The sequence below is a fragment of the Nostoc sp. UCD121 genome (genome assembly GCF_014222285.1).
Taxonomy (GTDB): Bacteria; Cyanobacteriota; Cyanobacteriia; order Cyanobacteriales; family Nostocaceae; genus Nostoc.
Genome location: NZ_JACKZS010000003.1, coordinates 81,025 through 106,738, shown reverse-complemented (window position 1 = coordinate 106,738; position 25,714 = coordinate 81,025). Strand labels below are relative to the sequence as shown.

Genomic DNA, 25,714 nt, shown 5'->3' with positions numbered 1-25,714 from the left:
AATTACTTCTTTCCCCTCTGCTACCTTATTCCCTAACTCTCCACCGTTAATAAATACGACTCATACCTCTGAAGAAATAAGTAATTGTGGGGTTGGAAAAATTGCGAGGCTTAAACAAAATAATATTAGGAATTTAACATCATCCGTAAATAGAGGGACTACAATCAAAACGGACAAATGTTTCATGCTCCAACAAGAGAGGATTACAAAGCTATGTCCGACTTAAATCGAGGAATTATGAAGTTTGAGGGTGCAGATTCCCCAAAAGTAGTCACTATCTCTACCGTGTTGCTTCTGGGATCGATCGCTGCTCTCATCATCTGGGCGCTGCAAGCTGCCTATGCGCTAAACTAAAACCATTAGTAGTCTAGAAGGGCACTTGTCTTAAACGGTTTCCGTTGTAGCCAAGTGTCCATTCCATGACTAATAAATAAAAGCGCCCTAATTACCATCAAAAATTTCAGAAAAACTTTAGATTTTAGATTTGAGGTTTTAGATGGAAAATTTAAATCTAAAATCCAAAATCCAGAATGTTTGAACCTTGGGGTGTTTTAGTTATTTTAATTATCTGCCCCCTCTTGGGCGGATTACCCCTGATTGCATGGATAGCTTACGCGCTTACGGGTAAGCAATTATCACAAGTTGGTACACGAAACATTAGTGTATCAGCTGCCTTTTATCACGGTGGTAAGTTTGTCGGAATTCTGGCAGTCTTGTCAGAAGCTTTTAAAGGAATTGCAGCAGTTTTCCTCACCCGTCTTTTCTTCCCAGAGGGATCGTTTTGGGAATTAATCGCCCTGATCGCTCTGGTAATTGGTAGATACTGGATAGGCAGAGGAGCAGGTACAACAAATGTCGTCTGGGGATTTGTCGTACACGATCCCCTGGTGGCAATATTTGTTTCTTTCTTTGCAGGTATTAGCTTTACAATTCTGCCATCAAAACAGGCAGTCAAATTTGGGGTTTTGCTTCTCTTTCCACTGTTTGTAGCAATTTTGCATCTAAGCGATATCCCCAGAATGCTTGCTGCTGTCGCTTTAGCTGGTTTAATGGCCTGGATTTATGCAAAAATTCCAGATGATATGAACCTACCAGTTCAAGAGGCACAAACAGAATCGCAAGCGATGTTGGAATTTTTACGGGGCAATAGCGCGATGGTTTCTTTAGATGAAGAGTTGGATGCTGCTATTGTCGGAGAAAAGGCGGCTACATTATCCCAAATTAAGCGCTGGGGCTATCCAGTGCCGAAGGGATGGGTACTAGCGCCAATCGACGATCCAAAAGTGTTGACAGAATTTCTCCAGCCATCAGAATTATCCCCCTTGGTGGTGCGTTCTTCTGCCATTGGCGAAGACTCAGAAAATTCTTCCGCAGCTGGACAATATGAAACAGTTTTAAATGTTACTAGCCCAGAGGCATTACAGCAAGCGATCGCTCAAGTTCAAGCTTCTTACAATCATCCATCTGCTGTACAGTATCGGCGCGATCGCGGCTCAAACGATACAGCAATGGCTGTGTTGATTCAACAACAAGTCCAAAGTGTATATTCTGGCGTTGCTTTCAGCCGCGATCCCATTACTCAGCAAGGTGATGCAATTATCATTGAAGCCCTTCCAGGCAGCCCAACGCAAATCGTTTCGGGAAAATTCACACCAGAACAATATCGCGCTTTTGTCGTTGAAACAGAAAAATCTTCCTCTGTGCAATTAGAGGGTGAAGGACGAGTTCCCCAAGCATTAATCAAGCAAGTCGCATATTTAGCTTACCGACTCGAAAAACGCTATCATGGCACTCCTCAAGATATTGAATGGAGTTACGACGGTCAAACGCTTTGGGTGTTGCAATCTCGACCGATCACCACTTTGCTACCAATTTGGACACGCAAAATCGCTGCTGAAGTGATTCCTGGAGTAATTCACCCCTTAACATGGTCAATTAATCGTCCTTTAACTTGTGGAGTTTGGGGAGAATTCTTTACTCTAGTTTTGGGCGATCGCGCTTTGGGGTTAGATTTTAATGAAACAGCAACTCTGCACTATTCCAGAGCTTATTTTAACGCATCCCTCTTAGGAAATATCTTTCTCCGCATGGGATTGCCGCCGGAAAGTCTGGAATTTTTAACCAGAGGAGCTAAATTAAGTAAACCTTCTTTGCAGTCAACCTGGGAGAATTTGCCAGGACTAGGGAGGTTGCTGAAGCGGGAATTAAATTTAGAAAAAGACTTCAAACAAGATTATCACCAACGGTTTATTCCTGGGTTGTCGCAGTTGGCGCAGGAAAATGTAGAGAATTTGGAACCAGCCAAGTTGCTAATCAGAATTGACTTTATTTTAGAGTTGCTGCGCCACGGGACATATTACAGCATTTTAGCTCCCTTAAGTGCCGCCCTCCGACAGGCGATTTTTCGGGTGAAGGATGGCCAAATTGATAATAGCGTGACTCCAGAGGTGGCAGCATTGCGATCGCTCAGTGCAATAGCCACGGATGCCAAGCAAGTATTGCTTGAGTTTGAACCACAGCAGGTATTTGAGCAATTAAAGCAAACCCCAGAGGGAGAGAAAATCCTGCAAGAATTTGACGAATTACTTCAGGATTACGGCTATTTAAGTGAAGTAGGAACTGATATTTCCGTTCCTACTTGGCGGGAAAATCCCCAGATGATTAAGCAGATGTTTGTGCAATTAATGCAGGGGAACGAACCACAAGCAGGCGCTAAAGATGCGATTAATAGCATCTTTGCTGGTAAACGCAAACGTTCTTTTGTCCAACGGCGTGTGGATATTAAAGGGCGAGTTACCGAAGTTTATTCACGGCTGTTAGCTGAATTACGTTGGAGTTTTGTCGCTTTAGAGAAGATTTGGTTAAAATCCGGCTTACTCCAGGAAGCAGGAGATATCTTTTTTCTCAACTTTGATGAAGTGCGGCGTTTAGTTGTAGCTGACGATTCTAGGTTGATTGAAGAGTTAGATAAGTTAGTGGAATCGAGGCGATCGCAATTCGTTCAAGATAGCGAGTTCATTCAAATTCCACTTTTAGTCTACGGCAACACACCTCCTCACCCCTTAGCTCCCTCTGCACTCTACTCTGACCAAATATTACAAGGGATTGGAGCCAGTCACGGGCAAGCTGAAGGCAGGATAAAGGTGTTGCGAAATTTACAAGATGTGCCGGAGATTGACAGAGATACAATTCTGGTAGTACCTTATACAGATTCCGGCTGGGCCCCTTTGTTATTAAGGGCTGGAGGATTAATTGCCGAAGTTGGTGGACGGCTTTCTCACGGTGCAATCGTGGCTCGTGAATATGGTATTCCTGCTGTCATGGATGTTCGGGGTGCTACATGGCTTTTGCAAGATGGTCAACGGGTAAGGATTGATGGGTCTAGGGGTATTGTGGAATTATCTAACGATTTAAGACCTGAATGATTACCAATTCTCTGAAAAACTTGCCAGAAGAGTCTGTCTCTCACAATCCCGAAATCAAGAAAAAGGTGATGTTACGCTTCGGCGATTTGCCTCACCTAACTAACTTTTCTCAAGCGCGTTTTGCTCCCGGACAAACCGCGCCAGCACACGCGCATCAAGATATGTGCGAAGTATTCTTTGTGGAAGCCGGTTCAGGAGTAATTTATATTGATGGTACAGAATACCCCCTGCTTCCAGGGAATTGCGTAGCGATAGAAGTGGGAGAAGTACATGAAGTTGTCAATAGTGGCTCAACTGAGCTTGTTTTGACCTACTTTGGTTTGCGTGTGGAAAAATCAGCGTAATTATTGGAATATCAAAAGCTTTAGTGAAGGCTCAAAAATGTTGTGCCCTCACTAAAGCTTGTGGATGTTGCTTAAAACAAAGATAAATTTGTAGAATCCTAATATACCAAGGGTGTCACGCCGCGCATCTGACGTAAAGAATTTATACAGGCAGGACAATCGCAGTTAAATAAGTTGACTGCCACATCGCTTTCCTCGACATTGAACTCTAGCATGGGAGAATCTTCTTGAGAAAACTCTATTTCACGCTGGTAGTTAGGAATTTGAGCCAATACAGAAGCCCTGGCACATACTAAACCCACTTTATGTTTATTGCGGATACAAGATAGACGGTCTGTGGTTTGGGTTTCTGATTGTGGCTCTATAGCTTGTGCTTGATTCAGCATTACCCCCATAGAGAGAATGGAGCTAATCAGTACAGGAGAAGAAAGCAAACTCAGTAAGAATTTGTTCATTGATTTTCTTAGAAAACAATTGCGATCGCTCAGGTTATCCGATTAAATTTTACAGTGCAAGTCAAGTCTATCAGGAATATCACTAAGAGGTTGTTTGAAAAGTATTATTGCTAACATCTAAGCTTCAGAAATCTAACCCTAGTTTTGTAGGGTGTGTTATCGCGTCAGCATAACGCACCGTCAAAGATTTTCGGTGCGTTAGGACTAAAGTCCATAACGCACCCTACTTAAGATTTGCTTTATAAATAGTCTCTTAATGTATTGAGGCTTATCTGCTAGCTAAAAAAATCTTTGTGGGCAGCAACAAGCATCTGAGCCTGCCTTAAAACGTTTCCGAATAAATAAATAGGAATCTGCCAAGCTGCAACAGTAACTTCTTTAACTATATCTTGTACACTAATTGCGATTAATTCATGCTCTGGCGGCTCTCCTTCAACGACACCAGACCAAGTAAAAGCTAATAAAAAATCATCCTCTCCAGGCAAGGATGCAATTAAGCATTCTTCTGGCGTTGGCTGGCAAATAATCCCATATTCATTTGCAAGCTCTACAAGTTTTTGAAAGTTGTTTATGTTTGTCATTTCTCTTTTGGATGTAATTGAATTTCAGTTTTAGAAAAATCATATTTTTGTCTCCATCACTCAACTTATTTGCTCCATAGCATAAATTAAAAATTACGAATTATTAAGGAGTTATTGGAGTCTGATCGGGCTTAAGTTCAAAATCTTACCGCGATCGCTTGGTTGCATCAGCAACAATTGTTACTGTTTTAAAAAATTCTGAACTACCTACTTTTTCAGTTGACTGTATTTACATACACCTCCCTTCGTTACCATTTAAATATTGATGCTCTAACCTGACTCAGCTTGACGGAGTGCATTGAGCATTGCGATCGCTTTTGGCGGAACGGCTGTAAACCGAAGCAGAAAAAGATGCTCATCAACATTAGACTGTTGGATCACCTTGGCATAGATATGTTCTTCTTCTGTAGCTATTTCTGCTTCAATCAATAGCTTGAGTTTGAGATTACTTAATATTTCTAAAGAATCTAACGATCGCAATTGTGCCCCTTTTTCAGAGAGGCTAATCAATGCTCCCAGAAATACTTTACCCACTGCATATTTTCCCTGTAAAATGGTGTATTTTACAGGTACTTCTTGATTGAGAATGATTATTTCTTCATCATCTTCAGGCAAGAATAAATTATATTTACCGCCAATGCCACGAATTTCACAAATTGTCACAGGGTGTCTCATCCCTTTGGGTTCTATTTGTAGTTGCCCAGCAATTTGGATGTCAATATTTGCATCTTTGCAGGTATTTTCAGAAACTAAAATCTGTCCTCCCACTGTATAAGATTCAATTCGAGCAGCCAAATTAACATGACTGCCAATAACTGTATATTGAGCGCGTTTTTGAGAACCTACATTTCCGGCTACAGCTTCCCCTGTATTCATCCCAATTCCCATTTCGAGAATGGGAAAATTCATTTGCCGATTTTGTTCATTTACTTGCTGCATTGCCAATTGCATCGCAATAGCACAAGCGATCGCTCTTTGGGAATCATCTATGCGGCTAATTGGCGCACCAAATATCACAAAAATGCCATCACCCATAAACTCATTAATCGTGCCTTTATACTGATTAATCACATCTGTCATTGTTCCCAAATAAAGATTCAAAATCTTTACTACTTCTTCAGGTGGCAATTGTTCGGAAATAGCTGAGAATCCTCTTAAATCAGACACAAGAACCGTAACTTTTCTTCGTTCTCCCCCTAGCTTTAACCCAGAAGGAGTTTCTAGGATATTGGCGACGATTTCATCAGTTAGATAGCGTCCGAGGGTTTTTCGCATCTCGGTAGCGCTTTGAGCAATATACTGAGTAAGTGCGATCGCAGAACCAGCGAATGCCAGCAATGAAGGGACAACAGGAATCCACCAACCAGCCAAAAACGCTAGAAAACTACCACCAATTAAACCGCCACCTGCTAGCAAAACACTAACAGTCATAAGGGTTTTCTGGTTGCTACTGTGGCGTTGTAACCAACACAAGCTAGCACCAATAATTGACCAAATTAAAATTGATAGCCATTCTAGCGGCTCAGGTAAACACTTAATCAACGGACGGCCATCCATTGCCGCACTTAAAATTTGACTAATCAAATTGGCATGAATTGTTATACCCGCCATTCGTTCTGCGTTAGTCAAGACGTTACTGCTATAAGGCGTATAAAATAGATCCTTCAAGCTCTCAGCAGTAGCACCAATTAACACCACCTTGTCCCGCATTAAGTCTGGTGGAATGGGCTTATCTTGTACTTCGCCCAGAGAAACTTTAGTAAACTGCTGTATCCGTCCTCGATAGTTCAACAGCACTTGGTAACTTCCCGCATCTGCTCGGACATAACCCCCATCATTAGCTTCAAAAATCGGGAAAACGCCACGATTTAACTGCAAATAATTAGAGTTAGTTGCTGCTGGCTTGGCGGTAATACCTTCAGGCTTCAAGTACAACAATGCCAGCTTTAACCCAAAGCTTTCCAGAATCTCATCATTATTTAAATTTACGTATAATAGCGATCGCCGAATTTTGCCATCCCCATCTATGGGTAAATCATTTGACCCAATTTGATCAAGTCGCTTTAGTTCTGGAGACGAATCAACTGCCGAACTATCAACAGTATCAGAGACTTTTTGGACTCCAATCAAATTTGGAGTAGATTTAAACACCTTAAGTAAAGCTTCATGACCAGGATTGACGGGTAAATCACGATAAATATCTAAACCAATCGCTCTGGGTTGTTGCTGTTTGATTTTCTCTAACAAACTGGCAAGTTTTCCATCAGACATAGGCCACTGGCCCTGCTTACGGACATCTGCCTCATTAATTTCAACTATGACGATGCGGGTATCAGGCGATTCTTGTGGACGGAGGAGAAAAAATTGATCTAGTGCTGCCAATTCCAACAATTGCAGTAATCCAGTCAAGCGTAGTGCAATCACCAGGGCTGTAATATTGGGAACAGCAAGTAAAACACCACGCCATTGCCAGATTTGCGATTTCAGCTTTGCCCACATAAGATTTAGTGCTGAGTGGGGAATAGGGAGCGGGGAGTTGGGAATGGGGAGTTGGGAGTTGGAAATTCTGCTTTAGCTCCATGCCCTTCTCTCTTAGATGTGCAACAATCGATCAATGCTTCTGAAGCGATCGCACTCAAACCTACAGACTTCAAAAATTGTCTCCAATCTAGCTTCGCTTTAAAATTATTCGGCTCAGTCCGGCGTAGCTGCACCAAACTAGTCAGCGCTTCATGCCAAATCCCAGCTTCTGCATAGATGGTGGGTAACTTGTACACATTTGCCTTTGCTAACGCCTCCGACAACGATGAGCTTGGTTGAGTGCGTTCCACCCAACCTTCTACAGTCGGATTGTCGCTGGAGTCTTGAGTATTACAAACAATTGTTAGATACCAGTGATAAGTTTTGCCTACAGTGAGACCGGGGGAACTCTCAGGAAGTTTGAAGCTAATAATTCCAGGTTTAGCAGGGAGCTTAAAAGACGTTTCATAAAATACATTCTGGTCTTCAGCTAGCAGCACAAACTTAGCTGTTTTAACTTGAAATGGAGGTAGATACCAGAAAAATGTTGGATGTTGAGCAAATGTCAGCCCTAATTTATCTGGAGGCATTAAGGGAGTTATTAATTTTTTCCCTATTAGGCAAGAGCCGCTACGGGTAGACCCACCAGCACTTGCAGGAGGTTTTCCTCGCTGTGGTGGCTTAAATGCCTGACTAATTTGCCAAGTTTTGTTGGGATGGTACGACTGAGCGTGTACTTGTGCTGTTAAAGCAGAAAGCAAACCCAAAGGTAAGGAAAAGGCTAGAAAATATAGGAATGCTTTAATCGGTTTCATATTGATAATGCCTGGGTTATAAATTATTCAAGTGAGTAAATTAAGTATTCCCAAAAGCAAGATCAAATTTTTCACCTACAAACTATTGGGTATGAGTAATTAGGAATTGCTTATTTTTCCCTGCTCCTGTGTCTAAGAGGATGTTTTAAAAGTCCTTTCGTCGGTAACAAAACGTTATCGATCCCCCCAACCCCCCCTTAAAAAAGGGGGGCTTTAATTCCGGTTCCCCCCTTTTTAAGGTCTACGGTGTACACACAAGTCTTATAAAGTTGTCTAACAGTGTTTCGATCCCCCCTAACCCCCCTTAAAAAGGGGGGAAATTTCTTCAAGTCCCCCTTTTTAAGAGGGATTTAGGGGGATCAGATGATTTGTGTGTACACGGTAGCTTTTTAAGGTAGGGGGGATCTAAAAGTGTCTAAAGTTACAGTGAAATACTTTTCAAACAACCTCTAAAGAGTCGAAATGCACAAGGGATAGACATGGAAGAAATCTAAAATCCAAATTGCTTGACAATATGGGAATATATAAAGTTGTAGCTAACCGCCTACGTAGAGGTTTAACGTGGATACCATTGCAATTCCTGCTCTAAATCGGCCAGTGGATGCCACGGTAGAAATTCCCGGTTCTAAAAGTCTTACCAATCGGGCATTGCTTGTGGCTGCTTTGGCACAAGGTGACTCCATTTTAGAAAATGCCTTATTTAGTGAAGACAGCGAGTATTTTGTCAAATGCGTAGAGCAATTAGGCATTCCCATTACGTTAAATCCTAATTTGGCTCAGATTCAGGTTGCAGGAAGGGGAGGCGACATTCCAGCTAAACAGGCAGATTTATTTGTGGGTTTGGCAGGTACAGCAGCACGGTTTATCTCGGCGTTGGTGGCACTGGGTAACGGTGAATATCGTCTAGACGGCGTTCCCAGAATGCGAGAACGACCGATGGGTGATATGCTCACGGTGCTGCAAACGGGTGGAGCAACCGTTAACTTTGAGGGAAACTCCGGGTTTATGCCCTACACCGTCTATAGCCAAGGATTCGCTGGCGGAAATTTTCGGTTAAAAGCTAACCAAACAAGTCAGCAACTTTCGGCATTGCTAATGATTGCGCCTTATGCTCAACAGGATACGAGCATTGAGGTTGAGGGGACATTAGTTTCTCAATCTTACGTCAAAATGACCTGTCGTCTGATGGCAGATTTTGGCGTGGAGGTGAATCAAATCGGCGATAATCAATTTCAGATTAAAGCGGGTCAACGTTACCAAGCTCGACATTACACAGTAGAACCCGATGCGTCAAATGCTTCTTACTTTTTTGCCGCCGCCGCCGTCACGGGGGGACGAGTGCGCGTCAAACATTTGACGAAACAATCGTGTCAGGGTGATATTCTCTGGCTAGATGTTTTAGAACAGATGGGTTGCGAAGTTAAAGCTTCGGATGATTACACCGAAGTGACAGGGCCGAAGCAATTGCAAGGCATAGATATTGATATGAATGATATATCGGATTTAGTGCAAACATTAGGTGCGATCGCGCCTTTTGCCAGTTCACCGATTACCATTCGTAACGTGGAACATATTCGCTATAAGGAAACCGACCGAATTCGAGCAGTAGTAACAGAGTTGCGTCGGCTAGGGGTTCAGGTTGAAGAATTTCCAGATAGACTAAAAATTGAGCCTGGCCCCATTACCCCGGCGGAGATTGAAACCTATCACGATCATCGAATGGCGATGGCTTTTGCTGTCACTGGCTTGAAGGTTCCAGGAATTGTAATTAAAGATCCTGGCTGTACAGCGAAAACTTTTCCAGATTACTTTACTCGATTCTTCAAAATGTTAGAAGAATAATTGAGTAGTATTTTGTAGCGATTATCTTCATTTTGTGTTTGATTTTAGTGGTAGGTTATGACTCATAATAAGTAGTTTGTAGTGGGGACTTCAGTCCCCAAAGCTAGGATTTTAGTCCTAAATACGAACGAAGATTTTTATTTGAAAAGGTTTTTGCTGAATTCAATAATCTTTATAGGACTTAGGGACTTCCAATAAATAAGTTATCAAGAAAGGCAGAGGGCAGAAGGCAGGAGGCAGAAGGAATACTGTTTTCTGCTCTCTGCCCGTGACCAAAGGGAACTTGGGTTTAAGACCCCCACCAAATTTTCTTGTTTTGTGGCCCCAACTAAGTACGGTGTTGAATCCCCGAATATATTGAACCTTCTGCCCTCTGCCTCCTGCCTCCTGCCTTCTTCAACCAAAACGAACCACAGAGACGCAGAGAACACAGAGGAAGAAGAAATAGAGAGTATTTTTGCGTCCGTTTTGGGATATTTTTTTATTTGGAAGTTCCTTATACAAAACTACAGGATGTAGACGCAAAAGGGCTTCCCGCAGAGTAGGAGAAGCCCTATATATTGCAAACTTAAATTTGATCTTATTTTACCTCTAATTAAAGTCTGCTTAAACTCGCAATTTTAATATAAGGTGCATCCAATTACTTGGAGACTTATTTCTCTTTATTAAAAAGGGAAAAATCATTGATTTCTATCACTGTTCTAATCAGTGATATCAGTTTATTGTGAGGAAAATGGAGATGAAAATAGTTCCAAAATTAGCCATTGCTGCTGCTAGCCTAACTCTAGGTTTTGCTGTTGTAGATGCAAAATCTGTATCTGCTGCAATTATTAATTACGCTTTCACAGTTGATAGTCCTATAACTAAGGGAAATGGCTTTTTTAGTTTTGATGACTCGACTTTGAGTAATGATTACATTCCCGAAGCGACAATTCAGTCACTCTCTTTTCAATTTGATGGTGATTCTACCGTCTACACAGAACAAGATGACAACAACTATCCAGACTTCCCTATCGTATTTCAAACCACATCTTTAACAGGACAAACATCTTTTTCATTAGATTATCAGTTCAACGATAAATCTGATCCTGCCAGTTCTACCAGTTACGAAATCATCGGTGAAGATTTTACAATTTTCTCTAGAACCGCTCCAGATGCTGAACCCATATCAGGTAGAGTTTCGTATACACAAGTACCTGAACCTACACCTTTATTTGGCGCTCTCTTTGCTTGTAGCTTTGGCTTGATGATGAAGAGAAAAGTAGCATCAATAAAAAAGGTTAAAGTCTAACCTTCATTAAGTTGATATTAATGCTTTCTTTGCCAAAACTTAATCTGTTATTAGTAGGCTTTTCTGTAGCAACATAACATCTAACACATTGATAATAATGGAGAAATTGGGAATTAAAACCTGATTTTGGTAAGGGAATTAATTATGAAATTTGCCTACGATTACCCTGCCTTCTTTGTGTTAGCTGTTGCTGTGCTTTAACTTACCTGTTACTCAGGAGTAGAGAATGGTAGATTACCGGAATTTTGAGCGCTTTCTGCATAGTCGAATGAAACGACGCAACTTAATTATCGGGGCAGGAGCATTGTCTGGTTTAGCGATCGCTAATCAATTTTCTCATCAAACAGCGATCGCTAAAAGCAGATTTTCTAATTATCCTTTCACCTTGGGTGTAGCATCGGGCGAACCTTATCCTACCAGCGTAGTGATTTGGACTCGTCTCGCTCCTGAACCCTTAGAGGGAGGAGGAATGCCACCTGTGAATGTGCCAATTCGTTGGGAAGTAGCAACTGATCCTGATATGAGGCGCATTGTCTCTAGAGGTACGGTACTTGCAACCCCACAACTAGCTCACTCAGTGCGAGTTGTGGTAGAAGGACTGCAATCTGATACTTGGTATTGGTATCGATTTCTGGTTGGTCAAGATGCTAGCCCCATTGGCCGCACTCGGACAGCACCTTTAGCAAATAGCTATTTGAGTAAATTTAACTTTGGTCTAGTCTCCTGCCAAAACTATCAGCAGGGATTCTATACCGCCTACAAATATCTAGCACAGGACGACCTCGATTTAGTAGTGCATGTTGGTGATTACATCTATGAAGGGGGAATCTCAACCACTAGCCCCAGAAAGCACAATAGTACAGAAATTTTCACCTTAGAAGATTACCGCAACCGCCACGCCCTTTATAAAACTGATAGCAATCTGCAAGCAGCCCATGCAGCATTTCCTTGGATTGTTACCTGGGATGACCACGAAGTAGAAAATAACTACGCCAACAATATTTCAGAAATTGATACTGAACCAGATCAGGATCGGGCAATCTTCCTCCAACGACGGGCTATTGCTTATCAGGCTTACTACGAACACATGCCACTGCGCCCCTTCTCGCGTCCCATTGGCCCCGATATGCAACTTTACCGTCGGCTTTCCTTTGGTAATTTAGCCACCTTCCATGTCTTAGATACCCGCCAATATCGCACCGATCAGCCCTGTGGTGATGGTACTAAAGAACGTTGCCCAGAAAATTTAGATCCGAATGCAACCATTATCGGTAAAGCACAGGAGGATTGGTTATTCGATGGTTTAAATAGCTCACAGTCGAAGTGGAATGTTTTGGCGCAGCAGGTTCCCATTGCTCAACGAGACATGAAACCAGGAGAAGGCGGAACTTACAGCATGGATAAATGGGATGGTTATGTGGCTTCGCGCGATCGCCTCATGGCTTTCCTCGGACAGCGCCAGCCCTCTAATCCAGTATCTTTAGCAGGCGATGTGCATTCCCATTGGGCAATGAATCTCAAAGCTAACTTTGATAATCCACAATCCGCTACAGTTGGCAGTGAATTCGTCTGTTCTTCAATTAGCTCCGGTGGTGATGGCTCAGACAGCACCCCCGCAGTTGAAGCTTACTTACCCGATAACCCACACATTAAGTTTTTCAATAATCAACGGGGCTATGTTCGTTGTTCCCTGACTCCCACAAACTGGAAGACAGACTATTTGGTTATGTCAAATGTCACAACCCCATTTGGCACGATTAGTAAGCGGGCTTCATTTGTGGTTGAAGATGGTCGTCCAGAAATACAACAAGTCTAATGGTTTAATTCCCAGGTATTGACACCACATAATCACAGATGGATACAGAGAAATTATCAGTGTTCATCTGTGTTTTTATTTTTAGAAAATTGACTTTTGCAAATCGATGCTTTCTAGCACCCACTCAATCGAAAAGATTAGCGATCGCACTATAAATCAATATCATTCAGTTAAGAAAAATAGTAGGTTGGGTTGAGCTATTGCTCAACCCAACCTACACAACTTCTAGCTTTTACTAAGAGGATGTTTGAAAAGTTTTCTTCTCGGTAACAAAACATTTTAGATCCCCCTAAATCCCCCTTAAAAAGGGGGACTTTGATTTCGGTTCCCCCCTTAAAAAGGGGGGCTAGGGGGGATCAGTTAGTGCCTAAAACCACAGTCAACCACTTTTCAAACAACCTCTAATAGGGATTTTGATAAATTGCAATCCAGTATTGTTTTATCATTGCTTTATCTACCTGTGTTTCAATCCCTGATAGGGATTTTGATAAATTGCAATCGTTGCGTTGCTTATCGCAGTAGTGCGATGGCGTGTTTCAATCCCTGATAGGGATTTTGATAAATTGCAATAATAGCGGGAGCCTGAAACCCAAGCTGTATTTACTTTTCAAGGTACAGTTGCGCGATTCGAGAGCAATCATAGCATTACAGAATTTGTTTGGAAAGAGTGCCAAAAAATTTAAAGGCTGAAATCGTCTTTTGGTAAGCATTTCAGAGATTGCGCGGATTAGGATTAGCTGACTAATGGGTTGAAAGCCTTGCTGTATTTGGAATAGAAGCACTTTTTGAGGACTTTAGAATTTGTACACCTACCCTTCCGCGCATTTGAGATATGAGAACCCAGCTAGAAAGAGTAACTCAGTACAGAAAATTGCTTATCCCGTGGCTTTTCTTCGCCAATACAGGCGGCTTTTCTCTGACAAGAGCCACACAGAAAAAACTTTTGGACAGCAAACGAATCTAAAATATTACGGTAAACTGATTCATAAATTGTAATATTTGTTGTCGTACTACTGTACTGATAACCAACAATAAAGTTTTCGCCAATTTAGGGTAGAGATGATGAAAGAAATAACACGCCGCAAATTTATCGCAACAAGCACCTTGGCGACGGGTTTTGCCTTGGCAGTGCAACCCATTTCTGCTCAAGTCACCGCTACCGATGCTAAGGGGTTGGTAGCTGGTGCAGTGAAAATTCCCGTCAAAGATGGTGAAATTCCTGCCTACAGAGCAGCACCCGCTACTGGTGAAAATTTCCCAATTGTCTTGGTAATTCAAGAAATCTTTGGTGTACACGAGCATATTCAAGATGTTACTCGTCGTTTTGCTCAGTTGGGATACTTGGCGATCGCACCGGAATTATTTATCCGTCAAGGCGATGTCACTAAGTTAAGCAGTATAGACGAAATTCGCCCGATTGTTGCCAAAGTACCAGATTCTCAAGTGTTATCCGATCTCGATGCGACGGTAAAATGGGCTGTGAAATCAGCTAAAGGCAATGCCGATAAATTGGCGATTACAGGTTTCTGCTGGGGCGGCCGCATTACCTGGTTGTATGCAGCACACAATCCCAAGGTGAAGGCAGGTGCAGCATGGTATGGGCGGCTCGTGGGCGATGCTACCGAACTTCAGCCCAAGTATCCAATTGATATTGCATCGGCATTGACAGTCCCCATTCTTGGACTCTACGGTGGCAAGGATACTGGTATTCCCCTTGATACAGTAGAACAGATGCGCGATCGCTTAAAGTCTAGCAGCAGCAAATCTGAAATTATCGTCTACCCCGATGCACCCCACGCTTTTTTTGCCGATTATCGCCCCTCCTACCGCGAGAAAGATGCTAAGGACGGTTGGAAACGTCTTTTGGCTTGGTTTAAGAAGTATGGCGTTTCTTAAGCTGTTATGTCATTTGTCATTGGTCATTAGTCATTAGTCATTGGTTTGATAAAGCAATAAGTAGGTCGGCTACTTACGCTTGGGTTAAGCATTTCTTTGTTCTCTTTGCGGTACCCTGCGGCAAGTCGCTCCGCGTCTATGTTAAAAAAATTGGCATTGGCAAAGAGTTTTAGCCTTAACTCAACTGTATTGAAGGATAAATGACTAATGACTAATAACTAATAACTAATGACAATAGAAAAGCCTCCCAATAATGGGAGGCTTAAATGTGAGCGGAGACAACTTGTTAAACTATGGCCTTGCAGCCAGCGCTCCTCCTAATGCAGAGAAAACGGCGGAGACGGATGCTGTGGCAAATAACCACCACGCTGCTGTAGCTGCGGCTTTGCGGGTTTCTTCAGCTTGTCGCTGTGCTTGATGCTTCACCTGTTCTAGGCGGCGTTGGGCTTCTTGCTGTATGCGTTCTGCACGTTGCAATACTGTGTTGCGGGCCCGTTCAATTTGGTCGATGATCCGGTTGGCATCTTCTTCAGAGATGTCCTCACGAGAACTCATAATTGCTACTAAAGTCTCACGATCAAAAGAAGATAGGCGATCGCGCAGGGCATCAAATCCCGCTTGAGGATCGTCAAAAAATGTGCGGACATCGCGCTTGATACTATCGTAATTTAGTTCCGGGCGATCCAGGGAGTTTAAATAGTTGCGGATGCGGGCAAAAACTCCCTCAATTGCATCTTGAATACCTCGTTGGATATTCCGCACTTGTTCTACAAATTGATCCCTGACGGATACAATGTTATCGGCAATCCGCGCTGCTTCTTCATCAGAAATATCTTCCCGAATCTTCAGCAGGGCGATGATCGTAGAACGGTCAAAATGGGAAAGGCGATCGCTAAAACTTTCTACCCCCACTCGCGGATCGTGCAAGAGTAATTGTAAGTCGCGTTTGATACCTTCAGGATTAAGTTCTTCTTTACCAGTTTGGCGTAGATACTCTTCCAGATAAGCTTTGAAGTTTTCCGCTCTTTGCTGTGTGCGGGTAGCTAAACGACGAGGCGCACGTACAAAGTTACGAATCGAAGTTTGGGTGGAATCAATGATTTCATTAACTTGTTGTTCGCTCAAGTCTTGACGTTGACTGAGCAACTTCACCAGTGTATCCCGGTCTACGCGCGACAACCGCCGACGTAGTGCAACGGCTCCCTCTTTGGGATTTTCAAACAATTTGGTCAAATCTCGCTGAATACCCTCTGGATTCAGTTCTTGTTTACCAGTATTCCGCAGGTAATCTGCGATCGTTGTAGTAACAGAGTCGTATTGCTCTTTGGCTTTATCCACTACAGCTTGAGGTGTGTGGCGAATGTTATGCCAGGACTCCTCAGCCGCATTGATCGCTTGATTAACTTGATCTTCACTCAAATCTTGGCGCTGACTCAATAGTTGTACCAAGGTATCGCGGTCAAAGCGAGACAACCGCGCCCGAATTGAGGTAATTCCAGCTTGGGGATCTTCTAATAGCTTTTTGAACTCCGCGCGGATGGCATCAGGATTCAGTTCTGATTTCCCGGTGTTACGCAGATATGATTCTACATTCAGCCACAGGGTTTCAGCTTGATATTGTGCCTGTTCAGCTAATCCTTTGGATTCTAGCAAGACGCGATCGCGTTGTTTTTCTAATTCATCCAGAATGCTGTCTACTTCATATAGCTGAACATCATTCCGTTCCAGCAATATCTCCCGGATTTCTTGACGTTCAATGTGTGCCAGTCGCAATGTCAGGGTTTCATAATCTGCATCTGGGTCTTGCAACAGTGGTTTAAAATTCTGTTCAATGCCTTCAGGTGTCAAATCCGTTTTTGGGGTAACGAGCAGATAACTTTCTACTGCGCGTTGCAAGTCTTGGACTATTTCTCTTTCTTCGATACCTGTAACTGTCACCAGCACATCTTTACGGACAAATTCTAGCTGATCTGCAATGCGCTGAATTTGGCCTTGGGTAAGTAGTCCCCGTTGTTGGAGAATTTTGACGAAATCGTTACGTGATAATCTTTCTAGTTCTCTGCGGACTATTCCAGGATCGGCTGCTGGATCGTAAATGACATCACGAAATTCTTGGGCAATTTTTTCTGGGCTTAGTTGCCAAGCATAAGTGTTGTACAGATAATTTTCGACATCAGATCGAATTGGGCTATAGGGTTGTGATGGTGTTGGCAACCCTAGCTTATCTGCTTGTTGGGTGACTTTATCTTTGGCTGTGGTGAGGCTACCCAAGATTTTTTCCACATCCAAATCAGATAAATCTGCCCGTCCTAACACTACAGCGGTTAAGGCGGATAGTCCTTGCTGGATTGTACTTTGAATTGGCCCAGAAGCTGCCTTTTGGTCAGCTTCCTTGGAACCACGTGTTTCTGCAACTAGTCGATCCAGCTTGGCGTTAAGTTCATCTGTCTTACTTTGTCCTGCTGGAAGTGATTTCAGATAATCCATTAACTCACCCATCCGGTCTTCAGTGGGTGAATGCTGACTTACTACCTGTTGCCAAACCTTATATAAAGTATCAGCAATGCGGGTAACGTCTTTTTTGGAAAGGTCGGTGCGGCTGCTAACTAACTCGATAAACTTTTGGCGGTCGATGTTGCGAATATCTGGAGTCCCTGCGATCGCTTTTAATTGCGGATCGTTGAGTAAATTTTCAAAATCACTCCGAATTTTCGACACATCCAACTCTGGTGGACGCAGCTTATCTAAATAATCTTCTATGTTTTCCCGAATACTTCCAGGGTCGATGCCGCTTCCTAGTTCTCGGCGGACGGCGGCGGCGGCGGCTTCAGCTGTTGCGATAACTTGATTATTGACAGCTTTTGCGCCTAGTGCGGCTGTAGCTGTGCCCATAATCGCCTGAAAACCGGAAGTTGCCGTATTTACGACTGAGCCAATTAAGGAACCCACAGTAGTGGAACTTACCCAAACCAGGAGTAAAAAGTAAGCACCCCAAATTACCAAACCGAGGATTGCTCCTAAGCCTGGATCTAAGATTACAAGGCTTAATTTTACTGCCAGGAAACAGGCAATTAATAGAGCGATCGTTACAGTTATTAACGTCCAAATCCCTACTGCCGTGCCGATTTTGCGAATGCTGCCGCCCAAACTTCCGACTTCCCCAGAATCTGAATCCGAGTCAGATGAGTGGCCCAGATAGGAAATACCGGCTGCAAGGGAAAGATTAGTTAGAACTAATTGGAAAGCAAAGGCTAAAATCACACCGGAGATTAAAGCCACAAAAAAGCGCGGGCCGGAAGTGAGAACCGATGCCTGTGCTGGCGTGACGCTTGAGGGATCTACTGGAACCTGTGCTAACCACAATAGTGGTTTGTAGAGTTCCAGCATGATTTCCGTACTTTGGAACATTGTATTTCCTTCTACTAAGTTTAAATTTGGGGAGTTAAGATTTTCTTGAGAAGCAACTCTTAGTATTTTTGTCTGTACCTATGGCAATACCTAACTGTTTAGTTCAGAATCGTAGAATTTAGCTATTGAAAGCATCTCTCCAAAGGCTGAAAACTATATACAGCAAAAGATATAAATTTTATTATCTAACGGTAAAAGTATTTAAAAATTTGGTTAATTATTGGCTACCACGCTCTTAATTTTAACTGCTTAATCAAAATGATTGATTTTGCCAAAGCTATAGTTTAATTACTAGAACTTTACATTTATTTATAATTATTTTTTATCACCCTCTCAGGGTGGATTTGTCTGCACTAATATGTTGTTGATTATCGTCCAGAAGAAGTGCCTGTAGTTTGTGCCTACAGGCAGAAAGCAATCTAGTTATAAATAGCTACATTAAAGTTAACAAATGAATTGTTGACGACAACAAGATGGCAACTCATTATTCTAGAGATTTGCCAATACTTGTAAAAAAGTAATTTGCTTTGGAATTTAGTCGGTTATAGTGTCCAGCGCGATGTTTTACATCTGATTGGCTGCTAGAAATTAAACATCTAAAAAGCTAAGAAATTTTGGAGAAACAAATGGCAACTCAAGAAACTCGACCTTCTACTGATTTACCACCTGTTGCACCAGAATACAACGGTGTAGATCGCAACGCCTTTCTGTTTGGCTGGACTCCTCAAGCCGAAATTTGGAATGGTCGTTTGGCAGCAATTGGTTTTCTCGCCTATTTGCTTTGGGATTTAGCTGGTTATAGTGTCCTGCGCGACGTACTGCACTTAATTGGCTACTAAAGATTAAACCTTTCAAAACTTACTGGATATTGGAGAAAAAAAATGGAAACTCGCTCATCTAACGATTTACCACCTGTTGCTAAAGCCTACAATGGTATAGACCGCAATGCTTTTTTGTTTGGTTGGACTCCTCAAGCCGAAATTTGGAATGGTCGTTTGGCAGCAATTGGTTTTCTCGCCTATTTGCTTTGGGATTTAGCTGGTTATAGTGTCCTGCGCGACGTACTGCACTTAATTGGCTACTAAAGATTAAACCTTTCAAAACTTACTGGATATTGGAGAAAAAAAATGGAAACTCGCTCATCTAACGATTTACCACCTGTTGCTAAAGCCTACAATGGTATAGACCGCAATGCTTTTTTGTTTGGTTGGACTCCTCAAGCCGAAATTTGGAATGGTCGTTTGGCAGCAATTGGTTTTCTCGCCTATTTGCTTTGGGATTTAGCTGGCTATAGTGTCTTACGCGATGTATTGCATATAATTGGCTATTAGTAGCCATAGCAATATAAGCTGTTGCGCTTTTAATTTGCACTAATATTTTTTCAATATGATTGTGGGGTGGGTATCTTACCCGCCCTGATAATGCAAGTTGTATACGTAACAGCTTAAGACTTCCGCAAATAATAATCTAAACCCTAGTTTTCAGGTAGGGGCAATTCATGAATTACCCCTACCTTTATTTAAAGTAGAAAGCGAAACAACACATACAAAGCCGAAGCTACCAGTTGCAACAGCATCACTGGAATACCGTAGTGAAGAAAAGTTTTAAACGAGATGCGTCGTCCATGCTGCTCAGAAATACCGGCAGCGACGATATTAGATGATGCCCCTACTAATGTGCCATTACCTCCCAAAGTTGCACCAAACATCATGGCATAAAAAAGCGGTAATACTTCTGGGGGAAACTGCCCTTGAAAATCTTGCGCTAGAACTTCTGCGGGTGCTAATCCCACAGTTACAATATATTGTTTGAGTAAGGGAACCATCCCCACCACTAAAGGAATATTCGGGACTACGCTGGATAATATACCTACAAAAAATAATAAAACTAGGGAACCCAGGATAATATTTTTTCCTAAAATTGTTGCAAATATTCCTGATAAACTATTAATTACACCTGTTTTCTCTAGCCCTCCAATTAATACAAAAATACTCATAAAAAATATTAATGTACTCCAGTCTACATCCCGCAAAATATTGTTAACTGAATCGATTTTGCTATGGTGAGATAACAATAAAGCTAAAGCTGCTCCTAACAAAGCTGCGGCAGCAGGCGAAACCGGAACTGGTAGAGTTTCTCCAACGACAAAAAATAGCAGGACGAAAAATACTATAACTGCACCAAAGCTTAAAGCTCGTGGATGATTGATTTGTGGATGTGGCAGTTCTTCTAAATTATCTAACTGGGTATTCCAAATTTTACGAAATAAAAATGGTAGTGTTGCAATTACTATAGCAACGGCAATTACCCCTCCTAAACTCAATTCCCATAAATAATCTGTAAAGCTGATATTCACAGCATCACCAACGATAAAGGTAGCTGGATCTCCAACTAAAGTAAGAAGTCCGGCACTATTAGCAACAAATACCATTAAAATTAACAAGGGAACAAAATTTATCCCGACTTCCTTCGCCATTGGTGGAATTAAAGGCGCTAACAACATCACTGTTGTAGCATTTGGTAAAACTGCACAAATGGGTGTCACGATAGCCACAATACCGAGTAATAGACGCTTGCCTTGTCCCTTAGCCAAGAGTACTATTTGAGTTGCTAAATAATCAAATATCTTGGTAGGTTCAAAAGCCCGCACTAATACCATCACTCCAAAGAATAAACCGAGTGTTCCATGACTTTTGCCGATGTAACCAACAGCTTCTTGTAAAGTCATAACGTTGGTAAAAACTAATAATAATGCTCCCAATAATGCAGCGATGGTGAGATGTACCCATTCCGTCATCACTAAGATAATGACGCTTATAAATGTAATCACGCTGAGAATTGCTTGCCAGTTGTCCACATCTTACTCCTGAAGTTTTATTGGTTGCATAGTAGCAAAAAAAGCCACCTAGTTTTAGGTGACTTATCTGTGATTACAATTGAATAAAAATTACTGAAATTTTAAACAACGGTTATTCATCAATACAACTGGGAATACCTAAAACAGCACAGGGGAAATTAGAACCTAATGCTTCAATCATTGGATGACTAACAGATTGGCAACCGAGAAATAGAATATCGGCGGCTTCTGATTCAACAACTTTGTGAAGTTCTGCAGAAATGCTGCCAAACCGCAAATGAGATTTGAAGCAACCTTGCCATTCTTCAGCCAGACTTCGGGCTTGCCAGAGAATTATATCTGCTTGTTGTAAGGGAGTTACCACTGTCTGCAATTTGGGTTGAGTTAATACCTGTGTCACAGACTTTGATACTTCACTAATTTGACATTCTAATGAAGGCTGTTGTGGAAAGCTCAAGATATTTGGATATTGACTGCTTTGATTGTCTTCTACCACATAAACAGCTTGAACAGTGACTTCTGCATTAGTAGCTAAACGAGTTTGATGGGCAATCCAGAAAGCAATGTCTAGCGCCGTATGACTGTTAGGAGATGCGTTGTATGCAACAATTAAATTAACTGCTTTTGCTTTTTGAGGTTCTTTAAAAAAAGGTTGTTTTGGTTCTGGCAGGAGTACCATTTGTTCAATTAAGTCATCTCGACCTGTGGCACTTTGCAGACGTGCTAACATTGGCTTGATTTGCACAGCTTTACTTCTCCCAATGAAATGAATTAGTAATGAGAAAGAAGCAGGGGGACAAATTTTAGATTTTTGGACTTCGGCTACGCTCAGTCGAACAATTTTGGATTTTAGATTGAGTAACGATAACCAAAATTGCAAATCTTAAATCAGTCCAGGAAACCCCAATAATAACTGTATTACAGCCAAAGTCTTGGGGGTTCCTTCCATTGCCTACGGAGTTAGCTGACGGGCTAAGACTGGAAGGTGTCTCTCATAAGATTAGCCCCAAACATTGGTTCCTCCGTTCCAAATTCAGCTTTCATGAATTTGAATTAGGCTACCCACTAAAAAAATGATAATCTAATTTACTCGTCTTGGGCAAAATAGCGATCTAGAAAATTCAGAGCGTGGTTGCGGAGTTCAAAATATTCTTTTGAGTTTCGCATGGCGGCGCGATCGCGCGGATGCTCAAAAGGAACTTCTAAAATCTCTCCTATACTAGCAGATGGGCCATTGGTCATCAAGACGATGCGATCGGACATATAAATTGCTTCGTCTACATCGTGAGTAATCATCATCACTGCTTGACGATTATTTTCCCAAATATCCAATACTTGCCGTTGCAATTTACCACGAGTTAGCGCATCTAGTGCCCCAAAAGGTTCATCCATCAGCAACATTTTGGGACGAATTGCTAAGGCTCTGGCAATACCTACTCGTTGTTTCATCCCTCCAGAGATTTCATCAGGATATTTGTCAGCCGCCGCCGTCAAGTTTACCATTGCCAAGTGTTCATTTACAATGCTAATTTTTTCAGCCCGATTAGCATTGTTTAGCACTTCATCCACAGCTAAACGGATATTCTCTCGTACTGTTAGCCAAGGTAACAATGAATAGTTTTGAAATACCATCATCCTTTCGGCTCCCGGCTTATGAATTTCTTTGCCATCAAGCCGAACTGAGCCGGAGGTGGCTTTTTCTAAACCAGCTACTATCTTTAATAGGGTTGATTTCCCGCAACCAGAGTGACCAATTACAGAAATATATTCATCTTCACCAATCGTTAGATTAACTCCATCTAAAACGACAAAGTTAGCTTTATCAGGTGTCGGATAAGACTTGACTAAATTTTCAATTTCTAAAAATCCAGTGCGGGGCAGAACTCCAGTCTGGGTATTAGTAGGTAATGAGGTATATTCCATCATCAAAGGCTCCCGAAATAATTTAGTCAATCAATTTTGGATTAACTGCGACTTGTACCGAAAATCTAAAATCTAAAATTGCCAAGGTCAGATTTAAACTTGGGATTTAAGACATGAAAAAGTTAGTGGGAGCGTTAGCCCTGATAGCAAAACTATTCAGATAGCCCACAGGATCGCTGGGGTCGAAGCCTTTCTTATCTATAAATACTTCTGGTGGTTCGACCTTGTAATCATCCTTGGGACATTTTATGCCCATTTCAGATGCTATCTCGCGGTATAAATCTGTTCTCCAGCCAAGTTCGGCTAGTTTCTCGGCATTTTTGGGAAATTCCTTAATTTGTCCCCACCGGGCTGCTTGTGTCATTAACCAGATACTTCGCGATCGCCATAAGAATGTTGAGTGTTCTTCTGGTTGTTTGGGAAGGTTGTCAGGAATATCGAAGAAAATCGTAGTATCATCGGCTTTAATGGTGCGGTCTTTACCATCAAAGCCGCCATAGTTATAGTTGCCGAGAATTCCGGGACTGGTAAACTTCGCAATTGGCGCACCTTTCTTTTTGGGTCTAGCACCTGTAAAGGAACGGTCTGTTATCAGTTCGGCTACTTCTTGGCGGTTTTCTGCTTTGCTGCAATATTGGCAAGCTTCAATCATCGCCTTAACTAGGGAACGATAGGTTTTGGGATATTTTTCGATGAAAGATTCCATCACTCCCAAAAGTCTATCTGGGTGTCCCAACCAGACTTCTTTGCCTTGTGCAAAGGTAAAACCGATGTTTTCGTTACCTGTTATTGCCCTTGTATTCCACGGTTCTGCAACCATGTAAGCTTGCATTGCTCCAATCCGCACGTTTGTCACCATTTGGGGAGGCGGAACGATGATGACGCGAAACTCTTTAAGCGGATCAACACCGGCGGCGGCGGATAAGTAACGGATAAAGTATTCGTAAATGGAGGAACTTAATACTACTGCCCAAACTCTGTTTTCTGGCGCTTGCTTGTCAAAGTAGCCTCGGAAATCGCGCCCAAAGGCTTCTAAAGCACCATCACCATATTTTTCTTGATACTCGTACCACGGACGCAGCCCAAAATCCCACATGGCTTTGTTCATTGTCATGGCGTTACCGTGGCGGTGAATGGTCATCGCTGCACACAAGAGGGCGTGGCGTGCGCCTTCAGCACCAATTCTCGCGTTAGTAACTGCACCAGATACCACGGGTGAAGCATCCAGGCGACCAAAAATTAAACCGTCGCGGGAGGTGGCCCAACTGGCTTCGCGGTTGAGTGTAACGTTCAAACCATATTTACGGAAGAAGCCTTTTTTCCAGGCGATCGCAAATGGCGCACAATCATTAACGGGAACGTAACCAACTGTAAGATCGGCTTTTTCTAGGTCGCCGCTTTTAACTACTGGTTGCACAGCTAAGGCTTCTTCTGTTAATCCTTTGGCTGATCTATCTCCTGAAATTCCACAGGAGGACAGCGCCATTCCCGCCGTTGTTGCTCCTATTCCCTTAATAATATCTCGTCGAGTCCAGTTAATATCACCCATTCTTGTAGCTCCATTGGTGATGAATTACAATTACTCACGTTACATTTTGCTGTTTTGATAGCAACCGAATTTTGTTAGTTGGAAGTTTTAGGGCGGTGGGTTACTAATTCTTGGATTTTGTCCACGGTGTAATCCAGGATTAACCCGGTTACACCAATTATCAACACAGCTAAAAAGACTGAACTCAGGTTTAAGCGACTCCATTCATCCCAGACGAAAAAGCCGATCCCAATACCGCCTGTAAGCATTTCCACAGCAACGATTACCAGCCAAGCTATGCCTAAACTAATTCGTAAACCTGTAAAAATATACGGCAAACTTGCAGGCCAAATGATTTTTGTAATCCGTCTCCAACGGGGCATTTCCAGTACTCGTGCCACATCTAAATAATCTTTGGGAACGCTAGAAACTCCTAAAGCGGTATTCATAATTGTTGGCCATAAGGAGGTAATAAAGATGACAAAAATAGCTGAAGGATCTGCCAAATTGAAAATTGCTAAGGCGATGGGCAGCCAAGCTAAGGGTGATACGGGTTTAAAAATTTGAATGATCGGATTGAGCGCTAGCATTGCCGGTCTGGACATGCCAATGAGAAACCCCAGAGGAATCGCTACTACCGCACCTAACAAAAAGCCTATTAATACCCGGCGCAGACTTGCTATTAACAACCAGCCAATTCCCAAGTTGCCTGGGCCTCGCTGGTAGAAGGGATTTAAGATGTAGTCTAAATTAGCAATTAACGCTTCTGGTGGGGTGGGCATCAATTCATCATTGGCAAGTGCAATAATCCACCACAGCACAATTATTCCCAAGAAACCCAATACTGGTAGAATAAATACATCTCTGAGGATGACAGGTTTTGTCTTTTTCCACGCAGCTTGTGTTGCGATCGCAGCGATCGCGGCCAAATTTAATTGAAATATCATTTACGACCTCAACAGATTTAAGTGCAGGTACAAAAAATCCGAGCAGTACCAGCCTTGGACACCGAT

The 25,714-nt window shown here is 42.4% G+C and carries 20 protein-coding genes and 1 riboswitch; of the genes, 10 read left to right on the top strand and 10 right to left on the bottom strand.

The window, feature by feature from the left end; all coding sequences use genetic code 11:
* Nucleotides 1-177: 177 nt before the first annotated feature.
* The 3 genes from GNF10_RS01480 to GNF10_RS01470 all read left to right on the top strand — a co-directional run bounded on the left by GNF10_RS01480 (nt 178) and on the right by GNF10_RS01470 (nt 3,769).
* On the top strand, nt 178-354 hold the full coding sequence (locus GNF10_RS01480; protein WP_159402606.1) for a hypothetical protein: 177 nt from the start codon (nt 178-180) through the stop codon (nt 352-354).
* Between the two features lie 176 nt (nt 355-530).
* A complete protein-coding gene (locus GNF10_RS01475) occupies nt 531-3,425 on the top strand; it encodes a glycerol-3-phosphate acyltransferase (protein WP_185583456.1) in 2,895 nt (964 codons plus the stop codon).
* Nucleotides 3,422-3,769 carry a cupin domain-containing protein gene (locus GNF10_RS01470; protein ID WP_185583458.1) on the top strand — a complete coding sequence of 116 codons (348 nt, stop codon included), beginning with the start codon at nt 3,422-3,424 and terminating at the stop codon, nt 3,767-3,769. Before GNF10_RS01475 ends, GNF10_RS01470 begins: the two co-directional genes overlap by 4 nt.
* Before the next feature lie 98 nt (nt 3,770-3,867).
* Here GNF10_RS01470 and GNF10_RS01465 read toward each other — a convergent pair whose 3' ends face one another.
* From GNF10_RS01465 to GNF10_RS01450, 4 genes are all read right to left on the bottom strand, one after another.
* Nucleotides 3,868-4,224 carry a hypothetical protein gene (locus GNF10_RS01465; RefSeq protein WP_185583460.1) on the bottom strand — a complete coding sequence of 119 codons (357 nt, stop codon included), beginning with the start codon at nt 4,222-4,224 and terminating at the stop codon, nt 3,868-3,870.
* A gap of 275 nt (nt 4,225-4,499) precedes the next feature.
* A complete protein-coding gene (locus GNF10_RS01460) occupies nt 4,500-4,805 on the bottom strand; it encodes a hypothetical protein (protein WP_012408049.1) in 306 nt (101 codons plus the stop codon).
* Nucleotides 4,806-5,075: 270 nt separating this feature from the next.
* Nucleotides 5,076-7,304 carry a CHASE2 domain-containing protein gene (locus tag GNF10_RS01455; protein ID WP_185583462.1) on the bottom strand — a complete coding sequence of 743 codons (2,229 nt, stop codon included), beginning with the start codon at nt 7,302-7,304 and terminating at the stop codon, nt 5,076-5,078.
* Nucleotides 7,305-7,309: 5 nt separating this feature from the next.
* Nucleotides 7,310-8,140, bottom strand: coding sequence for a DUF928 domain-containing protein (locus GNF10_RS01450; RefSeq protein WP_185583464.1), 831 nt, complete (start codon nt 8,138-8,140; stop codon nt 7,310-7,312).
* 561 nt (nt 8,141-8,701) lie between these two features.
* Between GNF10_RS01450 and aroA the strand changes: the two genes are divergently transcribed.
* From aroA to GNF10_RS01430, 4 genes are all read left to right on the top strand, one after another.
* Entirely contained in the window at nt 8,702-9,982 is a 1,281-nt protein-coding gene (aroA, locus tag GNF10_RS01445) for a 3-phosphoshikimate 1-carboxyvinyltransferase (RefSeq protein ID WP_185583466.1), read from the top strand.
* 739 nt (nt 9,983-10,721) lie between these two features.
* Nucleotides 10,722-11,273, top strand: a complete 552-nt coding sequence (locus GNF10_RS01440; RefSeq protein ID WP_185583468.1) for a PEP-CTERM sorting domain-containing protein — start codon at nt 10,722-10,724, stop codon at nt 11,271-11,273.
* A gap of 226 nt (nt 11,274-11,499) precedes the next feature.
* Nucleotides 11,500-13,089: an alkaline phosphatase gene (locus GNF10_RS01435; protein WP_185583470.1), complete on the top strand. Its 1,590-nt coding sequence runs from the start codon at nt 11,500-11,502 to the stop codon at nt 13,087-13,089.
* A 1,062-nt stretch (nt 13,090-14,151) separates the two neighbouring features.
* Complete coding sequence (locus GNF10_RS01430; RefSeq protein ID WP_185583479.1) at nt 14,152-14,985, top strand: dienelactone hydrolase family protein; 834 nt, start codon at nt 14,152-14,154, stop codon at nt 14,983-14,985.
* A gap of 291 nt (nt 14,986-15,276) precedes the next feature.
* Here GNF10_RS01430 and GNF10_RS01425 read toward each other — a convergent pair whose 3' ends face one another.
* The gene (locus tag GNF10_RS01425; protein WP_185583472.1) at nt 15,277-18,393 is read right to left on the bottom strand and encodes an MFS transporter; all 3,117 of its coding nucleotides are present in this window, start codon (nt 18,391-18,393) and stop codon (nt 15,277-15,279) included.
* 626 nt (nt 18,394-19,019) lie between these two features.
* On the opposite strand from GNF10_RS01425, the gene GNF10_RS01420 reads away from it, so the two are divergent.
* From GNF10_RS01420 to GNF10_RS01410, 3 genes are read left to right on the top strand one after another with little or no spacing between them, the layout of a single operon-like run.
* Nucleotides 19,020-19,232, top strand: coding sequence for a high light inducible protein (locus GNF10_RS01420; RefSeq protein WP_185583473.1), 213 nt, complete (start codon nt 19,020-19,022; stop codon nt 19,230-19,232).
* Between the two features lie 42 nt (nt 19,233-19,274).
* On the top strand, nt 19,275-19,478 hold the full coding sequence (locus GNF10_RS01415) for a high light inducible protein (protein WP_185607104.1): 204 nt from the start codon (nt 19,275-19,277) through the stop codon (nt 19,476-19,478).
* A gap of 42 nt (nt 19,479-19,520) precedes the next feature.
* Nucleotides 19,521-19,724: a high light inducible protein gene (locus GNF10_RS01410; protein WP_185583475.1), complete on the top strand. Its 204-nt coding sequence runs from the start codon at nt 19,521-19,523 to the stop codon at nt 19,722-19,724.
* Nucleotides 19,725-19,912: 188 nt separating this feature from the next.
* Here GNF10_RS01410 and GNF10_RS01405 read toward each other — a convergent pair whose 3' ends face one another.
* From GNF10_RS01405 to ntrB, 5 genes are all read right to left on the bottom strand, one after another.
* Nucleotides 19,913-21,250: an SLC13 family permease gene (locus GNF10_RS01405; protein ID WP_185591920.1), complete on the bottom strand. Its 1,338-nt coding sequence runs from the start codon at nt 21,248-21,250 to the stop codon at nt 19,913-19,915.
* Between the two features lie 112 nt (nt 21,251-21,362).
* A complete protein-coding gene (locus GNF10_RS01400) occupies nt 21,363-21,980 on the bottom strand; it encodes a universal stress protein (RefSeq protein ID WP_185581372.1) in 618 nt (205 codons plus the stop codon).
* 207 nt (nt 21,981-22,187) lie between these two features.
* Nucleotides 22,188-22,299: riboswitch (cyclic di-AMP (ydaO/yuaA leader) on the bottom strand.
* Nucleotides 22,300-22,336: 37 nt separating this feature from the next.
* On the bottom strand, nt 22,337-23,173 hold the full coding sequence (locus GNF10_RS01395) for an ABC transporter ATP-binding protein (RefSeq protein ID WP_185581373.1): 837 nt from the start codon (nt 23,171-23,173) through the stop codon (nt 22,337-22,339).
* Nucleotides 23,174-23,279: 106 nt separating this feature from the next.
* Nucleotides 23,280-24,722: an ABC transporter substrate-binding protein gene (locus GNF10_RS01390; RefSeq protein WP_185581370.1), complete on the bottom strand. Its 1,443-nt coding sequence runs from the start codon at nt 24,720-24,722 to the stop codon at nt 23,280-23,282.
* Nucleotides 24,723-24,796: 74 nt separating this feature from the next.
* Nucleotides 24,797-25,648, bottom strand: a complete 852-nt coding sequence (ntrB, locus tag GNF10_RS01385) for a nitrate ABC transporter permease (RefSeq protein ID WP_185581371.1) — start codon at nt 25,646-25,648, stop codon at nt 24,797-24,799.
* Nucleotides 25,649-25,714 lie beyond the last annotated feature (66 nt).

What these genes read in the sequence shown, in the direction of transcription:
- GNF10_RS01465 (WP_185583460.1), bottom strand. Translation starts at nt 4,224, where the DNA reads ATGAACAAATTCTTACTGAGTTTGCTTTCTTCTCCTGTACTGATTAGC.
- GNF10_RS01470 (WP_185583458.1), top strand. Translation starts at nt 3,422, where the DNA reads ATGATTACCAATTCTCTGAAAAACTTGCCAGAAGAGTCTGTCTCTCAC.
- GNF10_RS01420 (WP_185583473.1), top strand. Translation starts at nt 19,020, where the DNA reads ATGGCAACTCAAGAAACTCGACCTTCTACTGATTTACCACCTGTTGCA.
- GNF10_RS01390 (WP_185581370.1), bottom strand. Translation starts at nt 24,722, where the DNA reads ATGGGTGATATTAACTGGACTCGACGAGATATTATTAAGGGAATAGGA.
- ntrB (WP_185581371.1), bottom strand. Translation starts at nt 25,648, where the DNA reads ATGATATTTCAATTAAATTTGGCCGCGATCGCTGCGATCGCAACACAA.
- GNF10_RS01430 (WP_185583479.1), top strand. Translation starts at nt 14,152, where the DNA reads ATGAAAGAAATAACACGCCGCAAATTTATCGCAACAAGCACCTTGGCG.
- GNF10_RS01415 (WP_185607104.1), top strand. Translation starts at nt 19,275, where the DNA reads ATGGAAACTCGCTCATCTAACGATTTACCACCTGTTGCTAAAGCCTAC.
- GNF10_RS01410 (WP_185583475.1), top strand. Translation starts at nt 19,521, where the DNA reads ATGGAAACTCGCTCATCTAACGATTTACCACCTGTTGCTAAAGCCTAC.
- GNF10_RS01480 (WP_159402606.1), top strand. Translation starts at nt 178, where the DNA reads ATGTTTCATGCTCCAACAAGAGAGGATTACAAAGCTATGTCCGACTTA.
- GNF10_RS01400 (WP_185581372.1), bottom strand. Translation starts at nt 21,980, where the DNA reads ATGTTAGCACGTCTGCAAAGTGCCACAGGTCGAGATGACTTAATTGAA.
- GNF10_RS01435 (WP_185583470.1), top strand. Translation starts at nt 11,500, where the DNA reads ATGGTAGATTACCGGAATTTTGAGCGCTTTCTGCATAGTCGAATGAAA.
- GNF10_RS01440 (WP_185583468.1), top strand. Translation starts at nt 10,722, where the DNA reads ATGAAAATAGTTCCAAAATTAGCCATTGCTGCTGCTAGCCTAACTCTA.
- GNF10_RS01460 (WP_012408049.1), bottom strand. Translation starts at nt 4,805, where the DNA reads ATGACAAACATAAACAACTTTCAAAAACTTGTAGAGCTTGCAAATGAA.
- GNF10_RS01450 (WP_185583464.1), bottom strand. Translation starts at nt 8,140, where the DNA reads ATGAAACCGATTAAAGCATTCCTATATTTTCTAGCCTTTTCCTTACCT.
- GNF10_RS01475 (WP_185583456.1), top strand. Translation starts at nt 531, where the DNA reads ATGTTTGAACCTTGGGGTGTTTTAGTTATTTTAATTATCTGCCCCCTC.
- GNF10_RS01425 (WP_185583472.1), bottom strand. Translation starts at nt 18,393, where the DNA reads ATGTTCCAAAGTACGGAAATCATGCTGGAACTCTACAAACCACTATTG.
- GNF10_RS01395 (WP_185581373.1), bottom strand. Translation starts at nt 23,173, where the DNA reads ATGGAATATACCTCATTACCTACTAATACCCAGACTGGAGTTCTGCCC.
- GNF10_RS01455 (WP_185583462.1), bottom strand. Translation starts at nt 7,304, where the DNA reads ATGTGGGCAAAGCTGAAATCGCAAATCTGGCAATGGCGTGGTGTTTTA.